Annotated in this window: 21 protein-coding genes and 1 tRNA gene; 15 read left to right on the top strand and 7 right to left on the bottom strand. The window is 59.8% G+C overall.

The genetic code is table 11. The annotated features are described in order from the left end of the window. Window positions 1–28 precede the first annotated feature (28 nt). From ATI02_RS14565 to ATI02_RS14555, 3 genes are read left to right on the top strand one after another with little or no spacing between them, the layout of a single operon-like run. Window positions 29–610 carry an RNA polymerase sigma factor gene (locus ATI02_RS14565; RefSeq protein WP_238156163.1) on the top strand — a complete coding sequence of 194 codons (582 nt, stop codon included), beginning with the start codon at window positions 29–31 and terminating at the stop codon, window positions 608–610. Next, the gene (locus tag ATI02_RS14560; RefSeq protein WP_095190395.1) at window positions 607–1,197 is read left to right on the top strand and encodes a hypothetical protein; all 591 of its coding nucleotides are present in this window, start codon (window positions 607–609) and stop codon (window positions 1,195–1,197) included. Before ATI02_RS14565 ends, ATI02_RS14560 begins: the two co-directional genes overlap by 4 nt. Window positions 1,198–1,217: 20 nt before the next feature. Beyond that, complete coding sequence (locus ATI02_RS14555) at window positions 1,218–1,496, top strand: hypothetical protein (RefSeq protein ID WP_192886495.1); 279 nt, start codon at window positions 1,218–1,220, stop codon at window positions 1,494–1,496. A 251-nt stretch (window positions 1,497–1,747) separates the two neighbouring features. Here the strand turns inward: ATI02_RS14555 and ATI02_RS14550 are convergent, their stop codons facing one another. Both ATI02_RS14550 and ATI02_RS14545 read right to left on the bottom strand, forming a co-directional pair. Beyond that, window positions 1,748–2,749: a restriction endonuclease gene (locus tag ATI02_RS14550; RefSeq protein ID WP_095190397.1), complete on the bottom strand. Its 1,002-nt coding sequence runs from the start codon at window positions 2,747–2,749 to the stop codon at window positions 1,748–1,750. A gap of 287 nt (window positions 2,750–3,036) precedes the next feature. Continuing rightward, window positions 3,037–3,113: transfer RNA gene (locus tag ATI02_RS14545), tRNA-Arg, on the bottom strand. A gap of 444 nt (window positions 3,114–3,557) precedes the next feature. Here ATI02_RS14545 and gabD point away from each other — a divergent pair. From gabD to ATI02_RS14530, 3 genes are all read left to right on the top strand, one after another. After that, window positions 3,558–5,000 carry an NADP-dependent succinate-semialdehyde dehydrogenase gene (gabD, locus tag ATI02_RS14540; RefSeq protein ID WP_095191630.1) on the top strand — a complete coding sequence of 481 codons (1,443 nt, stop codon included), beginning with the start codon at window positions 3,558–3,560 and terminating at the stop codon, window positions 4,998–5,000. 185 nt (window positions 5,001–5,185) lie between these two features. Next, complete coding sequence (gabT, locus tag ATI02_RS14535; RefSeq protein ID WP_100846627.1) at window positions 5,186–6,463, top strand: 4-aminobutyrate--2-oxoglutarate transaminase; 1,278 nt, start codon at window positions 5,186–5,188, stop codon at window positions 6,461–6,463. Between the two features lie 141 nt (window positions 6,464–6,604). Further along, entirely contained in the window at window positions 6,605–7,816 is a 1,212-nt protein-coding gene (locus tag ATI02_RS14530) for a response regulator (protein ID WP_100846626.1), read from the top strand. Window positions 7,817–7,954: 138 nt separating this feature from the next. Here ATI02_RS14530 and ATI02_RS14525 read toward each other — a convergent pair whose 3' ends face one another. Further along, window positions 7,955–8,944: a GGDEF domain-containing protein gene (locus ATI02_RS14525; protein WP_095191633.1), complete on the bottom strand. Its 990-nt coding sequence runs from the start codon at window positions 8,942–8,944 to the stop codon at window positions 7,955–7,957. Between the two features lie 144 nt (window positions 8,945–9,088). Then, a complete protein-coding gene (gene desA / locus ATI02_RS14520; RefSeq protein ID WP_095191634.1) occupies window positions 9,089–10,273 on the bottom strand; it encodes a delta-9 fatty acid desaturase DesA in 1,185 nt (394 codons plus the stop codon). A 146-nt stretch (window positions 10,274–10,419) separates the two neighbouring features. Between desA and dibA the strand changes: the two genes are divergently transcribed. From dibA to ATI02_RS14490, 6 genes are all read left to right on the top strand, one after another. Next, complete coding sequence (gene dibA, locus ATI02_RS14515; protein ID WP_100846625.1) at window positions 10,420–12,339, top strand: phosphodiesterase DibA; 1,920 nt, start codon at window positions 10,420–10,422, stop codon at window positions 12,337–12,339. Between the two features lie 251 nt (window positions 12,340–12,590). Next, window positions 12,591–12,773 (top strand): sulfur starvation response protein OscA, encoded by a 183-nt coding sequence (gene oscA, locus ATI02_RS14510; protein WP_003220508.1) that lies wholly within the window; start codon window positions 12,591–12,593, stop codon window positions 12,771–12,773. 145 nt (window positions 12,774–12,918) lie between these two features. Further along, window positions 12,919–13,932, top strand: a complete 1,014-nt coding sequence (locus ATI02_RS14505; protein WP_034151823.1) for a sulfate ABC transporter substrate-binding protein — start codon at window positions 12,919–12,921, stop codon at window positions 13,930–13,932. Window positions 13,933–14,087: 155 nt separating this feature from the next. Further along, window positions 14,088–14,906, top strand: a complete 819-nt coding sequence (gene cysT, locus ATI02_RS14500; RefSeq protein WP_100846624.1) for a sulfate ABC transporter permease subunit CysT — start codon at window positions 14,088–14,090, stop codon at window positions 14,904–14,906. 12 nt (window positions 14,907–14,918) lie between these two features. Further along, window positions 14,919–15,791, top strand: coding sequence for a sulfate ABC transporter permease subunit CysW (gene cysW, locus ATI02_RS14495; RefSeq protein WP_095191637.1), 873 nt, complete (start codon window positions 14,919–14,921; stop codon window positions 15,789–15,791). A 3-nt stretch (window positions 15,792–15,794) separates the two neighbouring features. Further along, on the top strand, window positions 15,795–16,784 hold the full coding sequence (locus ATI02_RS14490) for a sulfate/molybdate ABC transporter ATP-binding protein (protein WP_095191638.1): 990 nt from the start codon (window positions 15,795–15,797) through the stop codon (window positions 16,782–16,784). Between the two features lie 91 nt (window positions 16,785–16,875). On the opposite strand, the gene ATI02_RS14485 is transcribed toward ATI02_RS14490, so the two are convergent. Next, window positions 16,876–17,400, bottom strand: a complete 525-nt coding sequence (locus ATI02_RS14485; RefSeq protein WP_095191639.1) for an Mpo1 family 2-hydroxy fatty acid dioxygenase — start codon at window positions 17,398–17,400, stop codon at window positions 16,876–16,878. Window positions 17,401–17,482: 82 nt separating this feature from the next. Here ATI02_RS14485 and ATI02_RS14480 point away from each other — a divergent pair, with 82 nt between their 5' ends. Next, entirely contained in the window at window positions 17,483–18,160 is a 678-nt protein-coding gene (locus ATI02_RS14480; RefSeq protein WP_100846623.1) for a Crp/Fnr family transcriptional regulator, read from the top strand. Between the two features lie 126 nt (window positions 18,161–18,286). On the opposite strand, the gene uraH is transcribed toward ATI02_RS14480, so the two are convergent. Next, window positions 18,287–18,697: a hydroxyisourate hydrolase gene (uraH, locus tag ATI02_RS14470; protein WP_100846622.1), complete on the bottom strand. Its 411-nt coding sequence runs from the start codon at window positions 18,695–18,697 to the stop codon at window positions 18,287–18,289. Between the two features lie 11 nt (window positions 18,698–18,708). Beyond that, the gene (locus ATI02_RS14465) at window positions 18,709–19,194 is read right to left on the bottom strand and encodes a GlcG/HbpS family heme-binding protein (protein ID WP_100846621.1); all 486 of its coding nucleotides are present in this window, start codon (window positions 19,192–19,194) and stop codon (window positions 18,709–18,711) included. 137 nt (window positions 19,195–19,331) lie between these two features. Between ATI02_RS14465 and ATI02_RS14460 the strand changes: the two genes are divergently transcribed. Continuing rightward, window positions 19,332–20,012, top strand: coding sequence for a heavy metal response regulator transcription factor (locus ATI02_RS14460; RefSeq protein WP_095191643.1), 681 nt, complete (start codon window positions 19,332–19,334; stop codon window positions 20,010–20,012). Next, on the top strand, window positions 20,002–21,387 hold the full coding sequence (locus ATI02_RS14455) for a heavy metal sensor histidine kinase (protein WP_100846620.1): 1,386 nt from the start codon (window positions 20,002–20,004) through the stop codon (window positions 21,385–21,387). The genes ATI02_RS14460 and ATI02_RS14455 overlap by 11 nt, the downstream gene beginning before the upstream one ends. Window positions 21,388–21,473: the final 86 nt, after the last annotated feature.

Here is a 21,473-nt window from a genome sequence, read left to right as displayed (position 1 = left end):
GAGTCGTCTGAAAGGCTTCATCAGTCAGCTGTTTGCGTCGCCCGACAGCCCGGCCGCCAGCAGCGATGAATCGCTGCTGGCGCGTTATCGCGAGGGCGACGGCGCGGCGTTCGAGACCTTGTACGCCCGTCATCGTCAGGGCCTTTATCGATTTCTGCTCGGTTTGAGCGGCAAAGCGGAAATGGCCGACGAAGTCTTCCAGGAAACCTGGCTGAGCCTGATCCGCAGCGCCAGTCAGCCACAAGGCCGGGCGACCTTTCGTACATGGCTGTTCCAGATTGCCCGCAACCGCCTGATCGACCACTGGCGCAAGCACGGCGCCCATCAACCGCTGCACGACAGTTACGACGAACAAGCGCACGCTGTCAGCGACGAGGCGACCGATCCCGAACAGTTGCTGAGCCTCAGCCGCAACAGTCAGCGCCTGGAAACCGCCCTGCAAACCCTGCCCGCCGACCAGCGCGAAGTGTTCCTGCTGCGCGCCCACGGCGACCTCGACCTGGCACAAATCGCCAGCCTTACCGACACGCCGCTGGAAACCGTCAAAAGCCGCTTGCGCTACGCCCAGCAAAAACTGCGTCGGCTGCTGGCAGAGGAGGTACTGACATGACTGACGCCCGCCAGACACCCGAAGATCCTGTGATCAAACATGTGCGCGAACAGCACAATGCTGAACCGCCGGCGCACCTTGATGCGTTCATCCTCAACGCTGCTCACCGCGAAGCGCATGTGCGCAAATCAAGCCTGTGGCAACGCTGGCTCGACACCTGCCGCAAACCGCGCTGGCAAGTCGCCTTCGCCAGCCTCGTCGGCGTCGCACTGATGCTCTCGCTGGTGCAACGCGCCCCCGAGCCGCAGCCGCAATTCGACTATGCCCCGGCTGCGAAACCCGCCGCACCCATGGCGCGCGAACAAGCACCGGAAGCATTCGCTGCTCCTGCTGGCGCCTTTTCCGGCCCCGCGCCGATAGTGGACATGACCGCGCCAATGCAGAGCAAAGCCATCCTCGTCGACGAAGCCCAATCCAGCCAACGCGCTGCCGCCCCGGCCAACGGCCTCGACGCCCAACTGCGCGAAGTCCTGCGTCTGCGCGAGTCCGGCCAATCGCAAGCGGCCGATGCACTGTTCAACAACCTGCACAAACGCTACCCGAACGCCGACCTTGATGCCCTACTGGAAAAAATCCAGAAGAACTGACCGCCTGTTCGCCCAGCCATTTGGCATTGCCCCGCAAAAACGCGCACTATCGGGCCATAGCTGAATCGCTGGAGAACACCGTGGCACCAAAAATCGACCGCATCGCCCAACTCCTCAATTGCCCGCAAAAGGGTGAGGACATGCGGCGCGCGATTACTGAAGCGCGTAAGGAGTTTCTGCTGAGCCAGCAGGAAGAAGACGTTGTAGATGAGGACGACGTTTTTGAGGAGGTTGGGGATGAAGAGGAAGACGAAGACGAAGACGAGGATTATGACGAGTTTGACTGGACGACGGAGTGACGGTTAACCGTGGAGCTCCACCACCGTCAAACTACTGAGTGCTGGGGGTGGTCGGACAGTGATGCTAGAAAAACAACGGTCGAGTTTCTTGGGGCTACCCAAGAAACTACCCAAGAAACCACCTCAGAAACTACCCAAGAAGCTACCTGACCCGACTCAAGTACGAGGCTCGAACCGTCAAGATTTACTTGATGGTTGCCCAGTTTGGAAACTCTGGTCGGGTATCGTTCGAGAGTTAGAACATCAGCGTGTCAGACAGCAACAGGCAGGTACGTCATCTTTAGCGGTATCAACCGCTTGGTCTCCGAATCCGTCTGCCCGTAATGTTCAATCAACGCGCGCACCAGGTTATCCAGCGTCCAAAGCGTCAGCGGCACGTTGGCTCGCTCAGCTTCGTAGTAAGCGTCCTTGCTGAAACCACCAGTACTGACATAGAGCCCCCGATCATCCTTATGCCGTCCACCAAGAAAGCTGCGGATCTGCTGACTGCCCATCTGCTCTTTGCGGTGCTTAACTTCGACGATGATTCGTGGATTCTCGAATCCGAAACCATCCGGCGAAGCGATGATGTCTTTGCCGCGATCAGGGCCGGCTGGAGAAACCTGTGTCTTGTAACCCATCGCTCGCAAAATCCCGGCGACAAGGTCCTGCATATCGTCCCACGGCAGGGCGCTGATCAAATCCTTGATACGTTCAAGCGCCAGACTTTCCATACCTGCCAGCGGATCGCTATCCGGATATTCTTCTTCAACTGGCGGTAGCGCAGGAGGCTTGTTTCCAGCTGCCATCGCTTTTAGTTCTTGCAGTGCGAAGTCTGGAACGACGAATACCGTAAGTGTTGAGCCGAGACTGTTTTTGCTCGCCGAGGTGAGACTGTCGCGGTCGACTTCTTGATCGATCCACTGCACTGGTCGTGTCAGTGACATGCCGAGGTCGGCCAAATCAGGGTTATGTTTGAAATCACCGGTGATCTTGCCGACGAGATAGGTGCGGTTGGCGGGAGAGTAAGTAACGACCCAATCGCCGGGCTGAATTTCATTGATAAAGCGCCAAACCTGCGATGCACCTGATATGGCTGTGCCGGGTTTGATGTTGGGCTCAATGTCTTGATAGAGGCGAGTGACTTCCTTGCGCGACATGCCGGGCTTCGCCAGCGGTGCGAGCTGTGACCATCCGATTGCGACCACGCCGCGCTCACGGAAATCATCGTACAGGCGACCAGACTCGCCACGGATCATCCACATTTTGGTCATATCACCTACTTGGTTTTTGAGTTTCGTATGCGATTGCTAGTTTTTCCCGACCGGCATCTCGTAGCGCAATCGCAAGAATCGCAGAGTAAGGTAGAAGCTTCAGTCATGGGCGGCAAATGCCGAAGATTCCATAGATGACGTTTAATCCGTCGACTGGGGCAGTTGTCAACTCTAAGTTGACAACTGCCCCATCTGTCCAAGCCTTGCGTAATCATTTGCCAGAAAAAACCAACGCCCACAAAAAAGCCCCGGACCATCACAGTCCGGGGCTTTTTCATTTCTATTCGTGGTGCACCAGGCGGGATTCGAACCCACGACCCCTGCCTTCGGAGGGCAGTACTCTATCCAGCTGAGCTACTGGTGCAGCGGGCGACATCATACCTAGGTCGGCTCGGGGCGTCCATGCTGGGTTTTGGGGCGTATTGTCAGTGCGCGTGTCGGGATAAGTCCGCTGCATTCCATAAAACGGTAACGTCCTGCAAAACCCTCGCTTGGCGCTTTCGCGGGGCTGTTCTACGGTTTTCCTGCGGCGGGGGCTTTTTGCTCGTTGATCTGAAAATTTCCACAAACACGCCGTTTTTGTTCTTTTTTTCGAACGCCCTATTGTCCTTTAACCCCTTTGCTCCTAGGATCCGTTTGAGATTTCAAACGCTCGTTGATGGGGTGTTGAAGCGCAGGTGTTTCGAGTCGTGCACTGTCTTATGCGCCTCACCCGGTCACTGATTTCCCTGACGGCAGCCTTGCGAGGCGCCTTTCTACAATCATAATTTGCTCCGCGCAGGCCGCGGTGCTGTTAAGGAAAGCCGACATGCAGCTTAAAGACACCCAGTTGTTCCGCCAGCAAGCCTTCATTGATGGCGCTTGGGTCGATGCGGACAACGGTCAGACGATCAAGGTCAACAACCCGGCCACTGGCGAAATCCTCGGCACCGTGCCGAAGATGGGCGCGGCCGAAACCCGCCGTGCCATCGAAGCCGCTGACAAAGCGCTGCCGGCCTGGCGTGCACTGACCGCCAAAGAGCGTGCCGGCAAGCTGCGTCGCTGGTTCGAACTGATGATCGAGAACCAGGACGACCTCGCGCGCCTGATGACTCTCGAGCAGGGCAAGCCGCTGGCCGAAGCCAAGGGCGAAATCGTTTACGCCGCTTCGTTCATCGAGTGGTTCGCCGAAGAAGCCAAGCGCATTTACGGTGACGTGATTCCGGGCCACCAGCCGGACAAGCGTCTGATCGTGATCAAGCAGCCAATCGGTGTGACCGCGGCCATTACCCCGTGGAACTTCCCGGCGGCGATGATCACCCGTAAGGCCGGCCCGGCGCTGGCTGCCGGTTGCACCATGGTGCTCAAGCCTGCTTCGCAAACGCCATTTTCCGCATTCGCACTGGCTGAGCTGGCCCAGCGTGCCGGCATTCCTGCCGGTGTGTTCAGCGTTGTTTCCGGCAGCGCCGGCGACATCGGCAGCGAGCTGACCAGCAACCCGATCGTGCGCAAGCTGTCCTTCACCGGTTCGACCGAAATCGGTCGTCAGCTGATGGCCGAATGCGCCAAGGACATCAAGAAAGTCTCGCTGGAACTGGGCGGCAACGCGCCGTTCATCGTGTTCGACGACGCGGATCTGGATAAGGCCGTTGAAGGCGCGATCATTTCCAAGTACCGCAACAATGGCCAGACCTGCGTCTGCGCCAACCGTCTGTACATTCAGGATTCGGTCTATGACGCATTCGCCGAGAAGCTGAAAGTGGCAGTGGCCAAGTTGAAGATCGGCAACGGTCTGGAAGACGGCACCACCACGGGCCCGCTGATCGATGAAAAAGCCGTGGCCAAGGTACAAGAACACATCGCTGACGCCGTGGCCAAAGGCGCCACTGTGCTGGCGGGCGGCAAGGCAATGGAAGGTAACTTCTTTGAGCCGACCATCCTGACCAACGTGCCGAAAAACGCAGCCGTGGCCAAGGAAGAAACCTTTGGCCCGCTGGCCCCACTGTTCCGTTTCAAAGACGAAGCTGAAGTGATCGCGATGTCCAACGACACCGAGTTCGGTCTGGCCTCGTACTTCTACGCTCGTGACCTGGGCCGTGTGTTCCGTGTGGCGGAAGCCCTGGAATACGGCATGGTTGGCGTCAACACCGGGCTGATCTCCAACGAAGTCGCGCCGTTCGGCGGCATCAAGGCGTCGGGCCTGGGCCGTGAAGGCTCCAAGTACGGCATCGAAGATTACCTGGAAATCAAATACCTCTGCCTGGGCATCTAAGCCGGGAAAGGGATCGCTGCAAACGCAAAGGGCACGAGAGCGCTGTCCCTTTGCGTCGTTTCAAACCGGAATTTTCTCTGCGGCCGGGAACGCCGTGGCAGTCGATCATCGCATGCTGCCACCGTCGCTTCCTCCCGCTTAATCCTTGAACCACGCCGCCCGATGAGCGGCGAATGAGGACTGTAATGAGCAAGACTAACGCTGAACTGATGGCCCGCCGTACCGCTGCTGTACCCCGTGGTGTTGGCCAGATTCACCCGATCTTCGCCGAGTCCGCGAAGAACGCGACCGTGACTGACGTTGAAGGTCGTGAATTCATCGACTTCGCCGGCGGTATCGCTGTGCTGAACACCGGTCACGTGCACCCGAAAATCATTGCTGCCGTGACCGAACAGCTGAACAAGCTGACCCACACCTGCTTCCAGGTGCTGGCTTACGAGCCTTACGTCGAGCTGTGCGAAAAAATCAACGCCAAGGTGCCAGGCAATTTCGACAAAAAAACCCTGCTGGTCACCACCGGTTCCGAAGCTGTAGAAAACGCCGTGAAAATCGCCCGTGCCGCCACTGGCCGCGCTGGAGTGATCGCCTTCACCGGCGCTTACCACGGTCGCACCATGATGACCTTGGGTCTGACCGGTAAAGTCGTGCCTTATTCGGCCGGTATGGGCCTGATGCCAGGCGGCATCTTCCGCGCGCTGTACCCGAACGAACTGCACGGTGTGAGCATCGATGATTCGATCGCTTCGATCGAACGCATCTTCAAGAACGACGCCGAGCCGAAAGACATCGCCGCGATCATCATCGAGCCTGTTCAGGGTGAAGGTGGTTTCTACGTCGCGCCGAAGGAGTTCATGAAGCGTCTGCGTGCCCTGTGCGACCAGCACGGCATCCTGCTGATCGCTGACGAAGTGCAGACCGGCGCTGGCCGTACCGGCACCTTCTTCGCCATGGAACAGATGGGCGTTGCTGCCGACCTGACCACCTTCGCCAAATCCATTGCGGGCGGTTTCCCGCTGGCCGGTGTGTGTGGCAAGGCTGAATACATGGACGCCATCGCACCAGGCGGCCTGGGCGGCACCTACGCCGGTAGCCCGATCGCTTGCGCCGCGGCCCTGGCCGTGATGGAAGTGTTCGAAGAAGAAAAACTGCTGGATCGCTGCAAGGCTGTCGGCGAGCGTCTGGTCACTGGCCTCAAAGCCATCCAGGCCAAGTACCCGGTCATCGGCGAAGTCCGCGCCTTGGGTGCAATGATCGCCGTCGAGCTGTTCGAAAACGGCGACAGCCACAAGCCGAACGCTGCCGCTGTCGCGTCCGTTGTCGCCAAGGCTCGCGACAAGGGCCTGATCCTGCTGTCCTGCGGCACTTACGGCAACGTTCTGCGCGTACTCGTACCGCTGACCTCGCCGGACGAGCAACTGGACAAAGGTCTGGCGATCATCGAAGAGTGCTTCTCGGAGCTGTAAGGCCGGGCACCGTGTGATCGGATAGACAAAAAACCCGCTTCGGCGGGTTTTTTTTCGCCTCTTGAATCACATCCTTGGGTTTAGTGCTGTATCGAATGGCCAGCATTGGCTAAGGTTCAGGCATTGCAAGGGAGAGCGCGCATGACTGCCGTTGATTTACCCGCCGTACCCCGAGTGCTGATTGCCGAGGCTGATCCATGGTCTCGAGACCTGCTCAAACAAGTGTTGCTGAACGTGCGTTGCGATGCGCGTGTGGATCTGTGTGTCGATGGCCAGCAGGCCTTGGACATGCTGCGCGACGTGCCTTATGACCTGGCGATCGTTGACTGGGAATTGCCCGGCACCGATGGGCTGAACGTACTTCGCAGCGTGCGTCAGCGCAAACGCAATCCGCCGCTGCCATTCATTCTGATGAGCACTCGCAACGACAGCGCCAGTGTGCGTGAAGCCCTGCCGTTGGCGCCGACGGCGTACCTGACCAAACCGTTGAACATGGAAAGCCTGACCGAGCGCTTGCAGGGGTTGCTGCTCAATGCCGGGGAACAAGTGTTGTGTGAAGTACCTGCGCTGGCGCCGGGCATGACCTTGTCGGTGTTCCTTGAGCGGCGCCGCGAGCAGGCTGACGGCGCGCCGTTGATGACCGATGTGCAGGTGGCGGTCAAACGCAGCCTCAATCCCGGCGGGCTGGATCTGAAGTTGCTGGAAGATGAGATAAAAACCGATCCACAGATCACCGCCGTGTTGATCGCCGCCGCCAATAGTGCCGCGCAGCACCATGGCACGGCAGTCCAGACGCTCGCGCAGGCGCTGCATCGGCTCGGTACCGGGCAGAGCATGAATCTGATTCTGGGGTTGGCGCTCAAGCGCAGCGCCAGACTCAGTGACCCGTGTCTGGCGGACTACGCCGAGCGTTATTGGGGGCTGTCACTGCATACCGCTGAGTACGCGCGCACCCTGGCGCGTCTGCTCGATCTGGATCAGGAGCGCTGTTATTGCGCAGGCATGTTGCATCGGCTGGGTGATCTGGCATTGCTGCGTTGCTTGCAGGAGTGGAAGCAGGCCGGTGGTGAGCTGGATGAATGGGAAGAGGTCGGCGACGCGCTAGCCGAATTCGGTGCGGCCTACGGTTCGGCGCTGCGCACTCGCTGGCGTTTGCCGCTGGAGCTGCGCGAGTTGATTGCCTCGGTCTACCAGCTCGGCGGTGGGGTGTATTCCCGCGAGGCGCTGGTGATGAACATGGCGGCGCAAATGGCGCGCCTGACCGAGCATGAGGGTATTGAGGAACTGGCGAAGAGTCGCACGGCACGGCTGCTCAAGATCGGGTTGCCGGAGTTGATGCGGATGCGTAAGTAGCAGAGTCGGCAATTTTCCAATGTGGGAGCGAGCCTGCTCGCGAATGCGGTGTGTCATTCAATACTGTTTTGTCTGACAGGACGCTTTCGCGAGCAGGCTCGCTCCCACAGGGTCATTTGTTGAGTCTGAAATCCGTATTCAGCCAGAGATAATCCGGTTCTTGCCCTGCCGCTTGGCCTCATACATCGCCGCATCCGCCCGGGCGAACAGGCTGTCGAGGCTTTCGTCTTGTGCCGTGAGGCTGGTCAGGCCCTGGCTCACGGTGATGCCGAAAGTCTGACCGTCATGGCTGAAGCTCAAGCGTTGAATCTGTTGTTGCAGGCGCTCGGCTACTTGCATGGCCATGTCCGGCGCGCAGCCTGGAAATACTGCGGCAAATTCCTCGCCGCCAATACGCCCGAAAAGATCGCCCCGACGTAACGAGCTGCGGCCGCACTCGGCGATCTGTTGCAGCACGTTGTCGCCCTGGGGATGACCGTAGCTGTCGTTGATCACTTTGAAGTCATCGATATCCAGCAGCAGGAAAGCCAATGGCGCGCCTTGCAGGCGCGCCTCTTCGAATTCGCGGTGGGCGCATTCGAAAAAGTGTCGACGGTTGCTGCTCTGGGTCAGCACATCGGTGGTGGCCAGGCGTTGCAGCTCGGTTTCCATCTGCTTTTTGTCGGTGATGTCCTCGGCGATGCCGACGATGATTACCGGTTGGCCGGGTTCGTCCTGACGATTGATGAAGCATTTGTCGCTGAGCCAGCGCACTTGGCCGTCGGCGGCGATGATCCGGTATTCGCGATCTTCCACCGCACCTTTGCGCAGCACTTCGGCGAGGCTGCGTTCGGCGTAGTCCAGATCGTCCGGGTAGATGCTGTCGCGCCACTGGTTGTGGTCGGCCAGCAGAAGGCCTGCGGATCGTCCGAAAATCCTTTCATAGGCCGGGCTGACGTACAGCACCTGACGGGTTTCCCAGTTAAAGGCCCAGAGCACAGCGTTGACGCTGACCAAAAGCGAGCTGAACAGTTGCTCGCGTTCGCTAAGGCGTGCGACTTCGCCTTGGGCGTGCATCAGCGCCATCAGGGTTTGCGCGGCCTCGGGCCACTGCGGGAGGGATGAGTCTTTTTGGTTGTTATTGACCATCGGCACAGTTCTCAAAGGGCGTGCCGCATTTCAACCACGGCCACAGTACAGCCCGCCGGGATGGCGAAGTGTCTTTGAGATAGGGGATTTAGTGCTTAGTTCCGAAAGGTGCGCCCGGCATTCCGGGCACACCGATCAACGGTCTCAGACTGCCGCAGGACGCAGCGAGTAGGTTTTCAACTGGTCGGCGAATTCGCGCAGGGACTGGATGCCGCTGGCCTCAGCCTCGTGAATCCATTCCTTGATGGCAGCGAGCATGTCGTGGCCATTTGAGCTGGTCTTGACCCAGATCTGCTGCAGGGCCAGGCGTTTTTCGTAAATGACCTTCAGCGCCTGACTGTGTTCGAGCATGCTCTGGATGCGTGCGTGATGACGATCTTCCAGCAGGCTGGTTTCCCGCGACAGCAGACGTTTGGCCCGGTGGAACTGGTGACGCACCGAGTGATCGACCTTGGCCAGCTCCTGCTTGACCAGCGGGCCGATGACCAACTTGCGGTACTGGGCCATGATCTGGAAGCGATTGTTGAGAATCGCCATAGCGGTGTCCATGTCCAGATTGCCTTTGCCTTCGACGCGGTGGGCAATCGGCGCTACACGCTGCACCTTGGCCAGACGCAGGAAGCTGAAGACTTTGATCCAGGCCCAACCGAGGTCGAACTCCCACTTCTTCACCGACAGTTTGGCCGAGTTAGGGTAGGTGTGATGGTTGTTATGCAGTTCTTCGCCACCGATCAGAATGCCCCACGGCACCAGATTGGTTGCTGCGTCGCGGCATTCGAAGTTGCGATAACCGACGGCATGCCCCAGGCCGTTGACCACGCCGGCGGCCCATACCGGGATCCACATCATCTGGATCGCCCAGATGGTGATGCCGATGGTGCCGAACAGCAGCAGGTCGATAACGCCCATGATCGCCACGCCCAGCAGAGGGTAGCGGCTGTAGAGGTTGCGCTCGATCCAGTCTTCCGGGCAATTTTTGCCGTAGATGCGCAGGGTTTCCGGGTTCTCGGCTTCGGCGCGATACAGTTCGGCGCCTTTGCGCAGGACCGTGGACAAACCCTTGATGACCGGGCTGTGCGGGTCGTCCTCGGTTTCGCATTTGGCGTGGTGTTTACGGTGGATGGCCGTCCACTCGCGGGTGTTCTGCGCCGTGGTCAGCCACAGCCAGAAACGAAAAAAGTGTTTCAGGCCGGCGTGCAGCTCCAGCGAGCGATGGGCCGAGTAACGGTGCAGATAGACCGTGACGGCGACAATTGTCACGTGGGTCATCAGCAGGGTGACTGCGACCAGTGACCAGGCCGACAAGCCAAGAAAACCTTCGTACCACATAGGCTATAGGGCCCTCGATAAAGATAAAAACAGCCGTTGCATTATCACCAAGCACACAGATAAAACCAGTCGCCCTTTCAGATAAGAGTCGCTGGATGTTTCTTGCCCTATAATTCCAACCTTTTTGTAGGGACATGGACGGCCGAATGTCTGCCACTTATCGCGATGCCTTGCGTGCAGCGCTGCTCTATCTCGTGCTTGCGGCAGTCTGGCTGCAAGGTACTGGTTATTTATTAAACAGTTTCTTCGATAACTCCGCCGATGTGGCGCGATGGCAACTGATCAACGGTTATGTCATTGCGGCGGTCAGCGCCGGACTGATCTTTTTGGCGCGGGCGCGGTTATGCGAGTTTCTCGGCATCGGTGCGCGTCTGCGCGAGCGCCACGCCGACCGTGAGCGACTGCGCCAGGCCGCGGCCGTGTTCGATTGCACCCGCGAAGGGGTGCTGGTCACTGATCGTCAGGGCCTGATCGTGCATGTGAACCGCGCGTTCATCGAGATCACCGGTTATTTGCGTGAAGAGGTTCTCGGTCAGCGACCCAGCCTGTTCAAGTCCGGCCATCATCCGCCGGGCTTCTATCAGGCGATGTTCGCGACGCTGGAAAGTCAGGGCGAATGGAGCGGCGAGATCTGGAACCGCCGCAAAAGTGGCGAGATTTATCCACAGTGGCAAACCATCCGTGTCATCCACGATGATCAGGGCCAGGTCAGTCATTACGTGGCGGTGTTTTCCGACATCAGTGCGATCAAGCATTCCGAGCACGAGCTCAAGCACCTCGCCCACCACGATCCGCTGACCGATCTGCCCAATCGCCTGCTGTTCAGCGACCGCGCCGAGCAGGCCCTGGCTTCGGCGCAGGCCCACAAACGCGGCTGCGCGCTGCTGCTGCTCGATCTGGATCACTTCAAGATGATCAACGACAGCCTCGGGCATAACGTCGGCGACCGTTTGCTCAAAGCTGTGGCGGCGCGCTTGCAGGCGCTGTTCGGCGCCGGTATCACGCTGGCGCGGCTTGGCGGCGACGAGTTCGCGGTGCTGGCGGAAAGTTGTCCACAGCCCGGGCAGGCGGCGGCACTGGCCCAGCGCATTTTCGACGCGCTCAAGGAGCCGTTCTGTTTCGACAGTAATCAGCTGTTTATCAACGCCAGCATCGGCATCAGCCTGTTTCCCAGCGATGCACTGAGCGCCGATCAATTGTTGCGCAATGCCGATGCGGCGCTGTTCAAGGCCAAGAGCAGCGGGCGCAATGGTTACGCGCTGTACACCGAAGAACTTGCCGCGCATGCCCAGCAACGGGTCGAGATTGCTTTCGAATTGCGCCGTGCGCTGGAGCAACAGGAGTTGCGGGTTTTCTACCAACCGGTCCACGAGCTGCAAACCGGTCGCCTGATCGGCGTCGAAGCCCTGGTGCGCTGGCAGCATCCGCAGCGCGGTCTGGTGTCGCCGGCCGAGTTCATTCCAATCGCCGAGCGCACCGGGTTGATCGCCGAAATCGATGCCTGGGTAATGCAGCAGGCCTGCCGGCAAATGTGCCAGTGGCAGCAGGCAGGAAGGGGGCTGTCGTTTGTCGCGGTGAATGTGTCGTCGCGGCTTTTCGCCCGGCGCGAGTTGTATCAGCAAGTGGCCCAGGTGCTGCGCGACACCGGGCTGGATCCGGCCTATCTGGAGCTGGAAGTCACCGAAAGCGCGGTGATGGACGATCCGGAGGTGGCGCTGGAACAGATGCATCGCTTGCGTGAGTTGGGCATTCGCCTGGCCATCGACGATTTCGGCACCGGCTATTCGTCGTTGCTGCGGCTCAAGCGCTTGCCGGTGCAGAAGCTCAAGATCGATCAGGGTTTCGTCGCCGGGTTGCCGTGGGACGAGGATGACGCGGCGATCGTCCGGGTGATCATCGCGCTGGCGCGAAGCATGGGCATGCAGGTGCATGCCGAGGGGATTGAGCAGGCTGAGCAGGCAAGGTTTCTGCTGGAGCAGGAATGCGATCTGGGGCAGGGCTACTGGTTTGGACGGCCGTTGCCGGCGCTGGATCTGGATTGGGCGTACGCGCCCGTTATCGGCTAAACCACTGGCCAATCCTGTTCCCACGCTCGGCGTGGGAATACCGCCCGGGACGCTCTGCGTCTTCACCAAAACCGCAACGCAGAGCGTCGCAGGATGCATTCCCACGCCAAGCGTGGGAACGATCAGTTTTCTAGTTATATAAACATTCTTAAATAGTCTTTTTAAGAATATCCAAGCCTCTCTTATATTGCTCCCACGCCGAACGCAGTGCCGCCCACTGCCAGGCATATTCCATTCAAAGGAGCAGCACCATGAGCGCATCCCTTCGCAGCGTTGACGGTCAGGACGAAACCACGATCTTGCGTGAAATCCAGAGCGCCCTGCGCGATCTGCGGTTCGGCGCAGTGGAGATCACTGTCCACAACGCTCAAGTCGTCCAGATCGAACGCAAAGAGAAATTCCGTTTGCAGCAGCCTGGCAACAAGCCGAGCTGAATTGAAGATCAAAAGATCGCAGCCTTCGGCAGCTCCTACAGGGGGCTGTGTGCAGGAGCTGGCGAAGGCGGCGATCTTTCAGCGGAACCCGATTCCAGCAGTACATAAGAAAAAGCCACCACCCAGAATTCCAGGAGCTTTCACCATGTCGTCGATTCGCCGTTACGCTTTGGCCGCGCTGGCCAGTGCTGTGTTTGCCGGTTCCGCGGTTGCCAAGGATTACGAACTGCTCAACGTCTCGTATGACCCGACACGCGAGCTGTATCAGGACTACAACGCCGAATTCATCAAGTTCTGGCAGAAGGACCATGCTGGCGACACCGTGAAAATCCAGCAATCCCATGGTGGTTCGGGCAAACAGGGTCGTGCGGTGATCGACGGCCTGCGTGCCGACGTGGTGACTCTGGCCCTGGCCGGTGACATCGACGAAATTGCCAAACTCGGCAAGACCCTGCCGGCCGACTGGCAGAAGCGTCTGCCGGAAGCGAGCACGCCGTACACCTCGACCATCGTGTTCCTGGTGCGCAAGGGCAACCCGAAAGGCATCAAGGACTGGGGTGATCTGGTCAAGAACGACGTCTCGGTGATTACGCCTAACCCGAAAACTTCCGGCGGTGCGCGCTGGAACTTCCTCGCCGCATGGGCCTACGGTCTGAAAGCCAACGGCGGTGACGAAGCCAAAGCCAAGGAATACGTGCAGACCCTCTTCAAGCATGTGCCTATTCTCGACACCGGCGCTCGTGGCTCGACCATCACCTTCGTCAACAACGGTCAGGGTGACGTGTTGCTGGCCTGGGAAAACGAAGCGTTCCTGGCGCTGAAAGAAGATGGCGGCGCGGACAAGTTCGACATCGTCGTACCTTCGCTGTCGATCCTCGCCGAACCACCGGTGGCCGTGGTCGACAAGAACGCCGAGAAGAAAGGCAACGAGCAGATCGCCGAGGCCTATCTCAAGCATCTGTACAGCCCGGCCGGCCAGGAAATCGCCGCGAAAAACTTCTATCGTCCACGTGACAAGGACGTGGCCGCCAAGTATGCCCAGCAGTTCCCGAAACTGGAGCTGGTGACCATCGACAAGGACTTCGGCGGCTGGAAAACCGCGCAGCCGAAATTCTTCAATGACGGTGGCGTGTTCGACCAGATCTATCAGGCGCAGTAATCTGACCCACAACGAGCCTACTGTTTAGGCACACCACATGTGGGAGCGAGCCTGCTCGCGAAGGCGGTATTTCAGGCGACAGGGATGTTGACTGATACTCCCTCTTCGCGAGCAGGCTCGCTCCCACATTGATGCGTTTTTAACCAAGGACTTTTATGTCGCGTCGTATCTCCCCCGTCATACCCGGCTTCGGGCTGACGCTGGGTTACACCTTGGTGTACCTCAGCCTGATTGTGCTAATCCCGCTGGCGGCGATGTTCATTCACGCCTCGCAGCTCACCTGGGATCAGTTCTGGACGATCATCTCCGCGCCGCGCGTATTGGCCGCACTGAAGCTGAGCTTCGGCACCGCGCTGTGTGCCGCGATCATCAACGGCATCATCGGCACGCTGCTGGCCTGGGTGCTGGTGCGCTACACCTTCCCGGGGCGCAAGGTCATCGACGCAATGATCGATCTGCCGTTCGCCCTGCCGACGGCGGTGGCCGGTATCGCCTTGACCGCGCTGTACGCGCCGGCCGGCCTGGTCGGGCAGTTTGCCGCCGACCTGGGCTTCAAGATTGCCTACACCCCGCTGGGTATCACCTTGGCGCTGACCTTCGTCACGCTGCCGTTCGTGGTGCGCACGGTGCAACCGGTGCTGGCCGATATCCCTCGTGAAGTCGAAGAAGCCGCGGCCTGCCTCGGTGCCAATCCGTGGCAAGTGTTCCGCCACATTCTGGTGCCGGCGCTGTTGCCTGCGTGGCTGACCGGTTTTGCTCTGGCGTTTGCCCGTGGTGTTGGCGAGTACGGTTCGGTGATTTTCATCGCCGGCAACATGCCGATGAAAACCGAGATCCTGCCGCTGCTGATCATGGTCAAACTCGACCAGTATGATTACACCGGCGCCACTGCCATCGGCGTGCTGATGCTGGTGGTTTCATTCGTCCTGTTGCTGCTGATCAACTTGCTGCAGCGGCGCATCGAAACCCCATAAGGAGGCGCGAACATGTCCCAATCGTCTATTGCGGCCGCTTCCTCGGCCAACGCTGCGCGGCGTGGCAGTGCCACATCGCGGCGCATTCTGATCGGTCTCGGCTGGCTGATCTTTTTCCTGTTTCTGCTGCTGCCGCTGTTCATCGTGGTATCGCAGGGCTTGAAGAACGGTCTCGGCGCTTTCTTTACCGCGATCTTCGAACCGGATGCGCTGTCGGCACTGAAGCTCACCGTGTTCGCCGTACTGATTTCCGTGCCGCTGAACCTGGTGTTCGGCGTCAGCGCGGCGTGGTGCGTGAGCAAATACTCGTTCCGTGGCAAGAGCATGCTGGTGACGCTGATCGACCTGCCGTTCTCGGTGTCGCCGGTGATCGCCGGTCTGGTCTACGTGCTGATGTTCGGCGCCCAGGGCCTGTTCGGGCCGTGGTTGCAGGAGCACGACATTCAGATCGTCTTCGCCCTGCCGGGCATCGTGCTGGCGACGATTTTCGTCACCGTGCCATTCGTGGCCCGCGAGCTGATTCCGCTGATGCAGGAGCAAGGCACTCAGGAAGAGGAAGCCGCGCGCCTGCTCGGCGCCAATGGCTGGCAGATGTTCTGGCACGTCACCGTCCCCAACATCAAATGGGGCCTGATCTATGGCGTGGTGCTGTGTACCGCGCGGGCCATGGGTGAGTTCGGTGCGGTGTCGGTGGTCTCCGGGCACATTCGCGGGGTGACCAACACCTTGCCGCTGCACGTCGAGATCCTCTACAACGAATACAACCACGTGGCCGCGTTCGCCGTGGCGAGCCTGTTGCTGATCCTGGCGCTCTTCATCCTGCTGGCCAAGCAGTGGAGCGAAAACCGTATCAACCGCCTGCGCGCCAGCGCCGCGGAGGAATAATTCATGTCGATCGAAGTGCGTAACGTCAGCAAGAATTTCAATGCGTTCAAGGCGCTGGACAACATCAGCCTGGACATCCACAGCGGTGAACTGGTCGCGTTGCTCGGTCCGTCCGGCTGCGGCAAAACCACCTTGCTGCGCATTATTGCCGGTCTGGAAACCCCGGATCAGGGCAACATCGTTTTTCACGGTGAAGACGTTTCCGGCCACGACGTACGTGATCGCAACGTCGGTTTCGTGTTCCAGCACTACGCCTTGTTCCGGCACATGACGGTGTTCGACAACGTCGCGTTCGGCCTGCGCATGAAACCGAAAAACCAGCGCCCGACTGAAAGCCAGATCGCGACCAAGGTTCACGAACTGCTGAACATGGTGCAACTGGACTGGCTGTCGGATCGCTACCCGGAGCAGTTGTCCGGTGGTCAGCGCCAGCGGATTGCCCTCGCACGCGCCCTGGCGGTGGAACCGAAAGTGCTGTTGCTCGACGAACCCTTCGGCGCCCTCGACGCCAAGGTGCGTAAAGAGCTGCGCCGCTGGCTCGCGCGTCTGCACGAAGACATCAACCTGACCTCGGTCTTCGTGACCCACGACCAGGAAGAAGCGATGGAAGTGGCCGACCGTATCGTGGTGATGAACAAGGGCGTGATCGAGCAGATCGGCTCACCGGGTGACGTCTACGAAAACCCGGCCAGTGATTTCGTTTATCACTTCCTTGGTGATTCGAACCGTCTGCACCTGGGCGGTGACAAACACGTGTTGTTCCGTCCGCATGAAGTGTCGCTGTCGCGGCATGAACTGGAGGATCATCACGCCGCCGAAGTCCGCGATATCCGGCCGCTGGGTGCGACCACGCGGGTGACGTTGAAGGTGGAAGGGCAGACGGATCTGATCGAGGCCGAAGTGGTGAAAGACCACGACAGCCTGACGGGCCTGGCCAAGGGTGAAACCCTGTTCTTCAAGCCCAAGGTCTGGCAGAAAGTCGGCAACCTCTAAATCAAAAAGCATCGCCAGCAGGCTGGCTCCCACACTGGATCTGTGATCGCCACAAATCCCCTGTGGGAGCGAGCCTGCTCGCGAATGCGATCTACACAGCGGCCCGATTCGGATTGACCCGCACCCCCCCCGCCCGCGCCTCGATCTGCTCTTTCAATTCCTGGCGCATCCCGAGCAGGAACGCCAACTCGACCACGACAAACAACGGCCCGACAATCAGCCCGCTCACATCATCGACAAACGCCGGTTTGCGCCCTTCGTAGTGATGCCCGACAAACTGGATCACCCAACCAATCACAAACATCGCCAGACCGCTGCTCAGCCAGACCATCGTGCTCTGCTGCGCCAAGACATGCCCGGCCCACACCGAAAGCCCCATCAGCAGGGTCATCAGCACCCCGAGCTTCACTTCCAGGCGCAGGTAAAACCACGCCGAGGCCAGTGCCAGCAAAACCGCTGGTGAAATCCACAATCCGCCCAGCGACCATTCCGGCCGCGACAGCAAAACTGCCACTGCCACCACAATCAACGGAATGCCGATAAAGTGGCTGGCAATGTTGCGTGGGTCACGGTGGTAGGCGGCGTATTGACTCAAGTGATCGACGAGGCTTTTCATTGTTGTTCCTCCTGTAGGGTGATTGCAGCATGCCCCGGGTTCAGCGTTCGTTCTGTCAGGCAGCCGACAATCAGGAGTTTTCATGGATATGCGTTCACGGCTGCTGACCGGGCAATGGTTCAGTCATTTGCCTGCGTCCTTTCAGGATAGTCTGCTGGCGGCGGCCCGGGAGCGGCGGCTGACGGCGGGGCAGCGCTTGTTCCAGCGTGGCGATCCACCGTGCGGTTTGTACGCGGTGCTCGATGGCGCCGTGCGTATCGGCGCGGTGAGTGAACAGGGCAAGGAAGCGTTGCTGAGCCTGGTGGAAGCGCCGCACTGGTTCGGCGAGATCTGCCTGTTCGACGGCCAGCCGCGTACTCATGACGCCTATGCCGTCGGGCCGTGCACACTGCTGAATATTCCGCAGAACAACCTGCTGAAACTGCTCGATGAACATCCTGTGTTCTGGCGGCATCTGGCGTTGCTGATGAGTCACAAACTGCGTCTGACGTTTATCAATCTCGAACAGCTGAGCCTGCTACCGGCCCCGGCGCGACTGGCGCATCGCTTGCTGATGATCGCCGAGGGCTACGGCGAGATTGATGCGCCCCGTCGGGTGCTGCAACTGCCGCAGGAGCAGTTGGCAGCGATGCTGTCGCTGTCGCGGCAGACCACTAATCAGATCCTCAAGGATTTGCAGGGGCAGGGGATTATTGGCTTGGCTTACGGTGAGATCGAAATTCTTGATGCGGTGCGATTGCGTGCGCTGGCCACAATCTGAGAAACACCGGATACCCCTGTGGGAGCGGGCTTGCTCGCGAAAGCGGTGAATCATTCAACAAAGCTGTCGACTGATCCGGCGCCTTCGCGAGCAAGCCCGCTCCCACATTTTTGATCTGTGTTGATTTCAGGAACCGCGATAGGTCGAGAAGCCGTACGGGCTCAGCAGCAACGGGATGTGGTAGTGCTGGTCAGTCTGCTTCACTTCGAAAATCACCGGAATTTCCGGGAAGAACGTTTCGTGCTGGGTCTTTTTGAAGTATTCACCGGTCTTGAACACCACCCGGTATTCGCCCGCTTCAAAAGGCTGCTTGGCCGGGAACAGTTCGGCGATGCGCCCCTGTTCATTGGTGGTGCCTTCGGCCAGTGGCTGCCAGTTCTGGCCGACGTGCTTTTCCAGCGTCACGTTGACGCCCGGCGAAGGCAAACCGTTTTCCAGATTGAGTACGTGCACGCTCAGCGGGTTGCCGGCAGCCAGGGCCAGGCTTGAGAAAGCACTCAGGCCGAGCGCGGCGAACGTCATGCGCAGGGTATTCATGATGAAACTCCTTATTGGGATCGGGTGATGGACAGGCCGGCCTTGTCGGCGGCGCGGGTTGCACAGGTTTCGTCTTGCTCGCCGCCGCCGGAACCGGCCACGCCCATGGCGCCGACCAGTTCATTGCCGGCGAACAGCGGAATACCGCCGCCCAGCAGCAACAATTCGTCGAGGGTGTTGAGGTTGGCGGTTTCCGGGTTGCTGCGAGCGCGCTCGGCGAACAAGCGGGTTGGGGTTTTTGTCGACAGCGCGGTGTAGGCCTTGCGCTGGCTGGCAGCGGTGTTGTGCGGGCCGACGCCGTCGCCACGCATCGTCACCCAAAGGTTGCCGCCACGGTCAAGCACCGACACCGTGCCGGTGCAGTTGCTCATTGCCGTATCGGCCAGCAGGCGTGCCGTCTTCAGATCAAGGTCGGCGTGGCGCGGCAGTTCAGGAGCGGCGAAAACGCTGGCGCTCAGGCCGATGGCGAGGCTCGAAACGAGGTACTTGAAGGTCATGAAACAAGCTCCGAAAGCGAAGGCTGCCACCTTAGCCGCCGGTCTTCGTCAGAACCTCGTCAGTCGGATTACAAGTTTGTAATGGGCAACGTCGCCGAAGGCGCCTAGCCTGTGTGCCTGATCAATCGAGGTGTGCCATGCGTTTGCTGGTCGTAGAAGATGAAGCCAAAACCGCCAATTTCCTTGCCAAGGGCCTGGGCGAGTCAGGATTTGCCGTGGATGTGGCGCTCAATGGCCTCGACGGGCGCTATTTCATCGAGCAGCAGGAATACGACCTGATCATCCTCGACGTGATGCTGCCGGGCCTCAACGGCTGGCAATTACTGCAACTGATCCGCCAGCGCGGCGCCACGCCGGTACTGTTTCTCACCGCCAAGGACGCCATCGAAGACCGCGTGCGCGGCCTTGAACTGGGTGCCGACGATTACTTGCTCAAGCCTTTCGCCTTCGCCGAATTGCTCGCGCGCGTGCGCACGCTGCTGCGACGCGGGCCGATGCGCGAAGCCGAGTCGTACAGCATCGCCGATCTGGAAATCGACGTGCTGCGCCGCCGCGTCAGCCGTGGCGGTCAGCGCATTTCGTTGACCAACAAGGAATTCGCCCTGCTGCATCTGCTCGCCAGTCGGCAGGGCGAAGTGCTGTCGCGCACGCTGATTGCCTCGCAGGTGTGGAACCTGAATTTCGACAGCGACACCAACATGGTCGAAGTCGCAGTGCGTCGTTTGCGCTCCAAGGTCGATGATCCGTACATGCCGAAACTGATCCACACCGTGCGCGGCGTCGGCTATCAGCTGGAAGCGCCTGACGATGCGCTCTAGGTCGATCGCCTGGCGCCTGGCGCTGGCATTCGCGATTGTCTGCGCCTTGGTCTTGAGCGCGATCGGTATATTTCTCTACCGCTCGCTCGCCTCGGAAATCGCCTGGCGTGACGATCTGGCGTTGCTCGGCCGCCTGGAGCAGGTACGCGCCTTGCTCGCCGACAGCGACAGCCTCGACGCCTTGCAGGCGCGGCCGCGGCTGTATCAGAACATGCTCGGTAATCTCGATAGCTTGTTGTTGGTGCGCCGCGCCGACGGCTCCAGCGTGATTGGCATCAATCCACGACAACGAGAATTGCCGGTAATGGCCGCCATTGCGCGTGATCAGACACCGCAGCGGCGTGACGTCCTGACCTGGCAAGCGCCGGACGGTGCAGCGCTGGCCTTGGTGTCTGGCGAAGCCCGAGGGCCGAACGGCGAATCGCTAACTGTCATCGCCGGCAAAGTGTTGAGCGAACGCGAGCAGATGCTCGCCAGTTATCGCATGCGCCTGTACCTGGCGATCGGGCTCGGCGCAGTGCTGGCGTTTGCCTTGGGTCTGGTGCTGCTGCGTCGTGGCCTGCAACCGTTGCGCCAGTTGAGTGAGGCGGTGCGTGGCATCGATCTGCGCAGTCTCGATCAGCGTTTGCCCGCCACGGGCACACCCGCCGAATTGCTCGAACCGGTGCACGCACTCAACGCCATGCTGGCGCGCCTGGAGGAGAGCGTGCAGCGCCTGTCACAGTTCTCCGCCGACCTCGCCCACGAGATCCGCACACCGCTGCACACGCTGCTCGCCAGCAACGGCCAGGCACTCAATCACCCACGCAGCACGGCGGAATACCAGGAAGTGCTGGCGTCGAACATGGAAGAGTTCGAGCGGCTCAAGTGCATGGCGGAAAACCTGATGTTCCTTGCCCGTGCGGAGCAGGCGGAGCGGGCGCTCAACTTGCAGACGCTGGATCTGCCTGAGGTGGGTGGCGAACTCTGCGATTACTTCGAGGCGCTGGCCGATGACCGCGATTTGCGTCTGGAAAACCAGTTGCACGGCGAACTGTTCGCCGATCAGCAACTGCTGCAACGGGCCCTCGGCAACTTGCTGGCCAACGCGGTGCGGCATGCCGATTCCGGCACCGTGATCAGCCTGCGCCGCCGTGATGAATCGGGCGTTTGCTGGTTACAGGTACACAACCACGGCCCGACCATTGCCGCCGGGCATCTGGGCAAACTGTTCGACCGTTTCTACCGCGTCGATCCGGCCCGCGCCGAGCCGGGTGATTCCGGCGGGTTGGGGCTGGCGATTGTGCAGTCGATCATGCAATTGCATGGTGGACACGTGCGGGTGAGCAGTGATGCGACGGTTACTGTTTTTGAGTTGGGCTTTCAAGTGATCTAAATGGCCTCAGCAGAACTCACATACCGTTTTCCAAGAGTAAGACAGCCTGCGGCGGGGAGGGGAATTGGACTTTTGACCAGATTGAT

Source organism: Pseudomonas baetica (assembly GCF_002813455.1).
GTDB classification, from domain to species: Bacteria; Pseudomonadota; Gammaproteobacteria; order Pseudomonadales; family Pseudomonadaceae; genus Aquipseudomonas; species Aquipseudomonas baetica.
This window is presented reverse-complemented; position numbering and strand designations above follow the sequence as displayed.

Coding starts and splice junctions, on each gene's coding strand:
- ATI02_RS14560 (WP_095190395.1), top strand. CDS start 607: ATGACTGACGCCCGCCAGACACCCGAAGATCCTGTGATCAAACATGTG.
- ATI02_RS14550 (WP_095190397.1), bottom strand. CDS start 2,749: ATGACCAAAATGTGGATGATCCGTGGCGAGTCTGGTCGCCTGTACGAT.
- gabD (WP_095191630.1), top strand. CDS start 3,558: ATGCAGCTTAAAGACACCCAGTTGTTCCGCCAGCAAGCCTTCATTGAT.
- gabT (WP_100846627.1), top strand. CDS start 5,186: ATGAGCAAGACTAACGCTGAACTGATGGCCCGCCGTACCGCTGCTGTA.
- ATI02_RS14530 (WP_100846626.1), top strand. CDS start 6,605: ATGACTGCCGTTGATTTACCCGCCGTACCCCGAGTGCTGATTGCCGAG.
- ATI02_RS14525 (WP_095191633.1), bottom strand. CDS start 8,944: ATGGTCAATAACAACCAAAAAGACTCATCCCTCCCGCAGTGGCCCGAG.
- desA (WP_095191634.1), bottom strand. CDS start 10,273: ATGTGGTACGAAGGTTTTCTTGGCTTGTCGGCCTGGTCACTGGTCGCA.
- dibA (WP_100846625.1), top strand. CDS start 10,420: ATGTCTGCCACTTATCGCGATGCCTTGCGTGCAGCGCTGCTCTATCTC.
- oscA (WP_003220508.1), top strand. CDS start 12,591: ATGAGCGCATCCCTTCGCAGCGTTGACGGTCAGGACGAAACCACGATC.
- ATI02_RS14505 (WP_034151823.1), top strand. CDS start 12,919: ATGTCGTCGATTCGCCGTTACGCTTTGGCCGCGCTGGCCAGTGCTGTG.
- cysT (WP_100846624.1), top strand. CDS start 14,088: ATGTCGCGTCGTATCTCCCCCGTCATACCCGGCTTCGGGCTGACGCTG.
- cysW (WP_095191637.1), top strand. CDS start 14,919: ATGTCCCAATCGTCTATTGCGGCCGCTTCCTCGGCCAACGCTGCGCGG.
- ATI02_RS14490 (WP_095191638.1), top strand. CDS start 15,795: ATGTCGATCGAAGTGCGTAACGTCAGCAAGAATTTCAATGCGTTCAAG.
- ATI02_RS14485 (WP_095191639.1), bottom strand. CDS start 17,400: ATGAAAAGCCTCGTCGATCACTTGAGTCAATACGCCGCCTACCACCGT.
- ATI02_RS14480 (WP_100846623.1), top strand. CDS start 17,483: ATGGATATGCGTTCACGGCTGCTGACCGGGCAATGGTTCAGTCATTTG.
- uraH (WP_100846622.1), bottom strand. CDS start 18,697: ATGAATACCCTGCGCATGACGTTCGCCGCGCTCGGCCTGAGTGCTTTC.
- ATI02_RS14465 (WP_100846621.1), bottom strand. CDS start 19,194: ATGACCTTCAAGTACCTCGTTTCGAGCCTCGCCATCGGCCTGAGCGCC.
- ATI02_RS14460 (WP_095191643.1), top strand. CDS start 19,332: ATGCGTTTGCTGGTCGTAGAAGATGAAGCCAAAACCGCCAATTTCCTT.
- ATI02_RS14455 (WP_100846620.1), top strand. CDS start 20,002: ATGCGCTCTAGGTCGATCGCCTGGCGCCTGGCGCTGGCATTCGCGATT.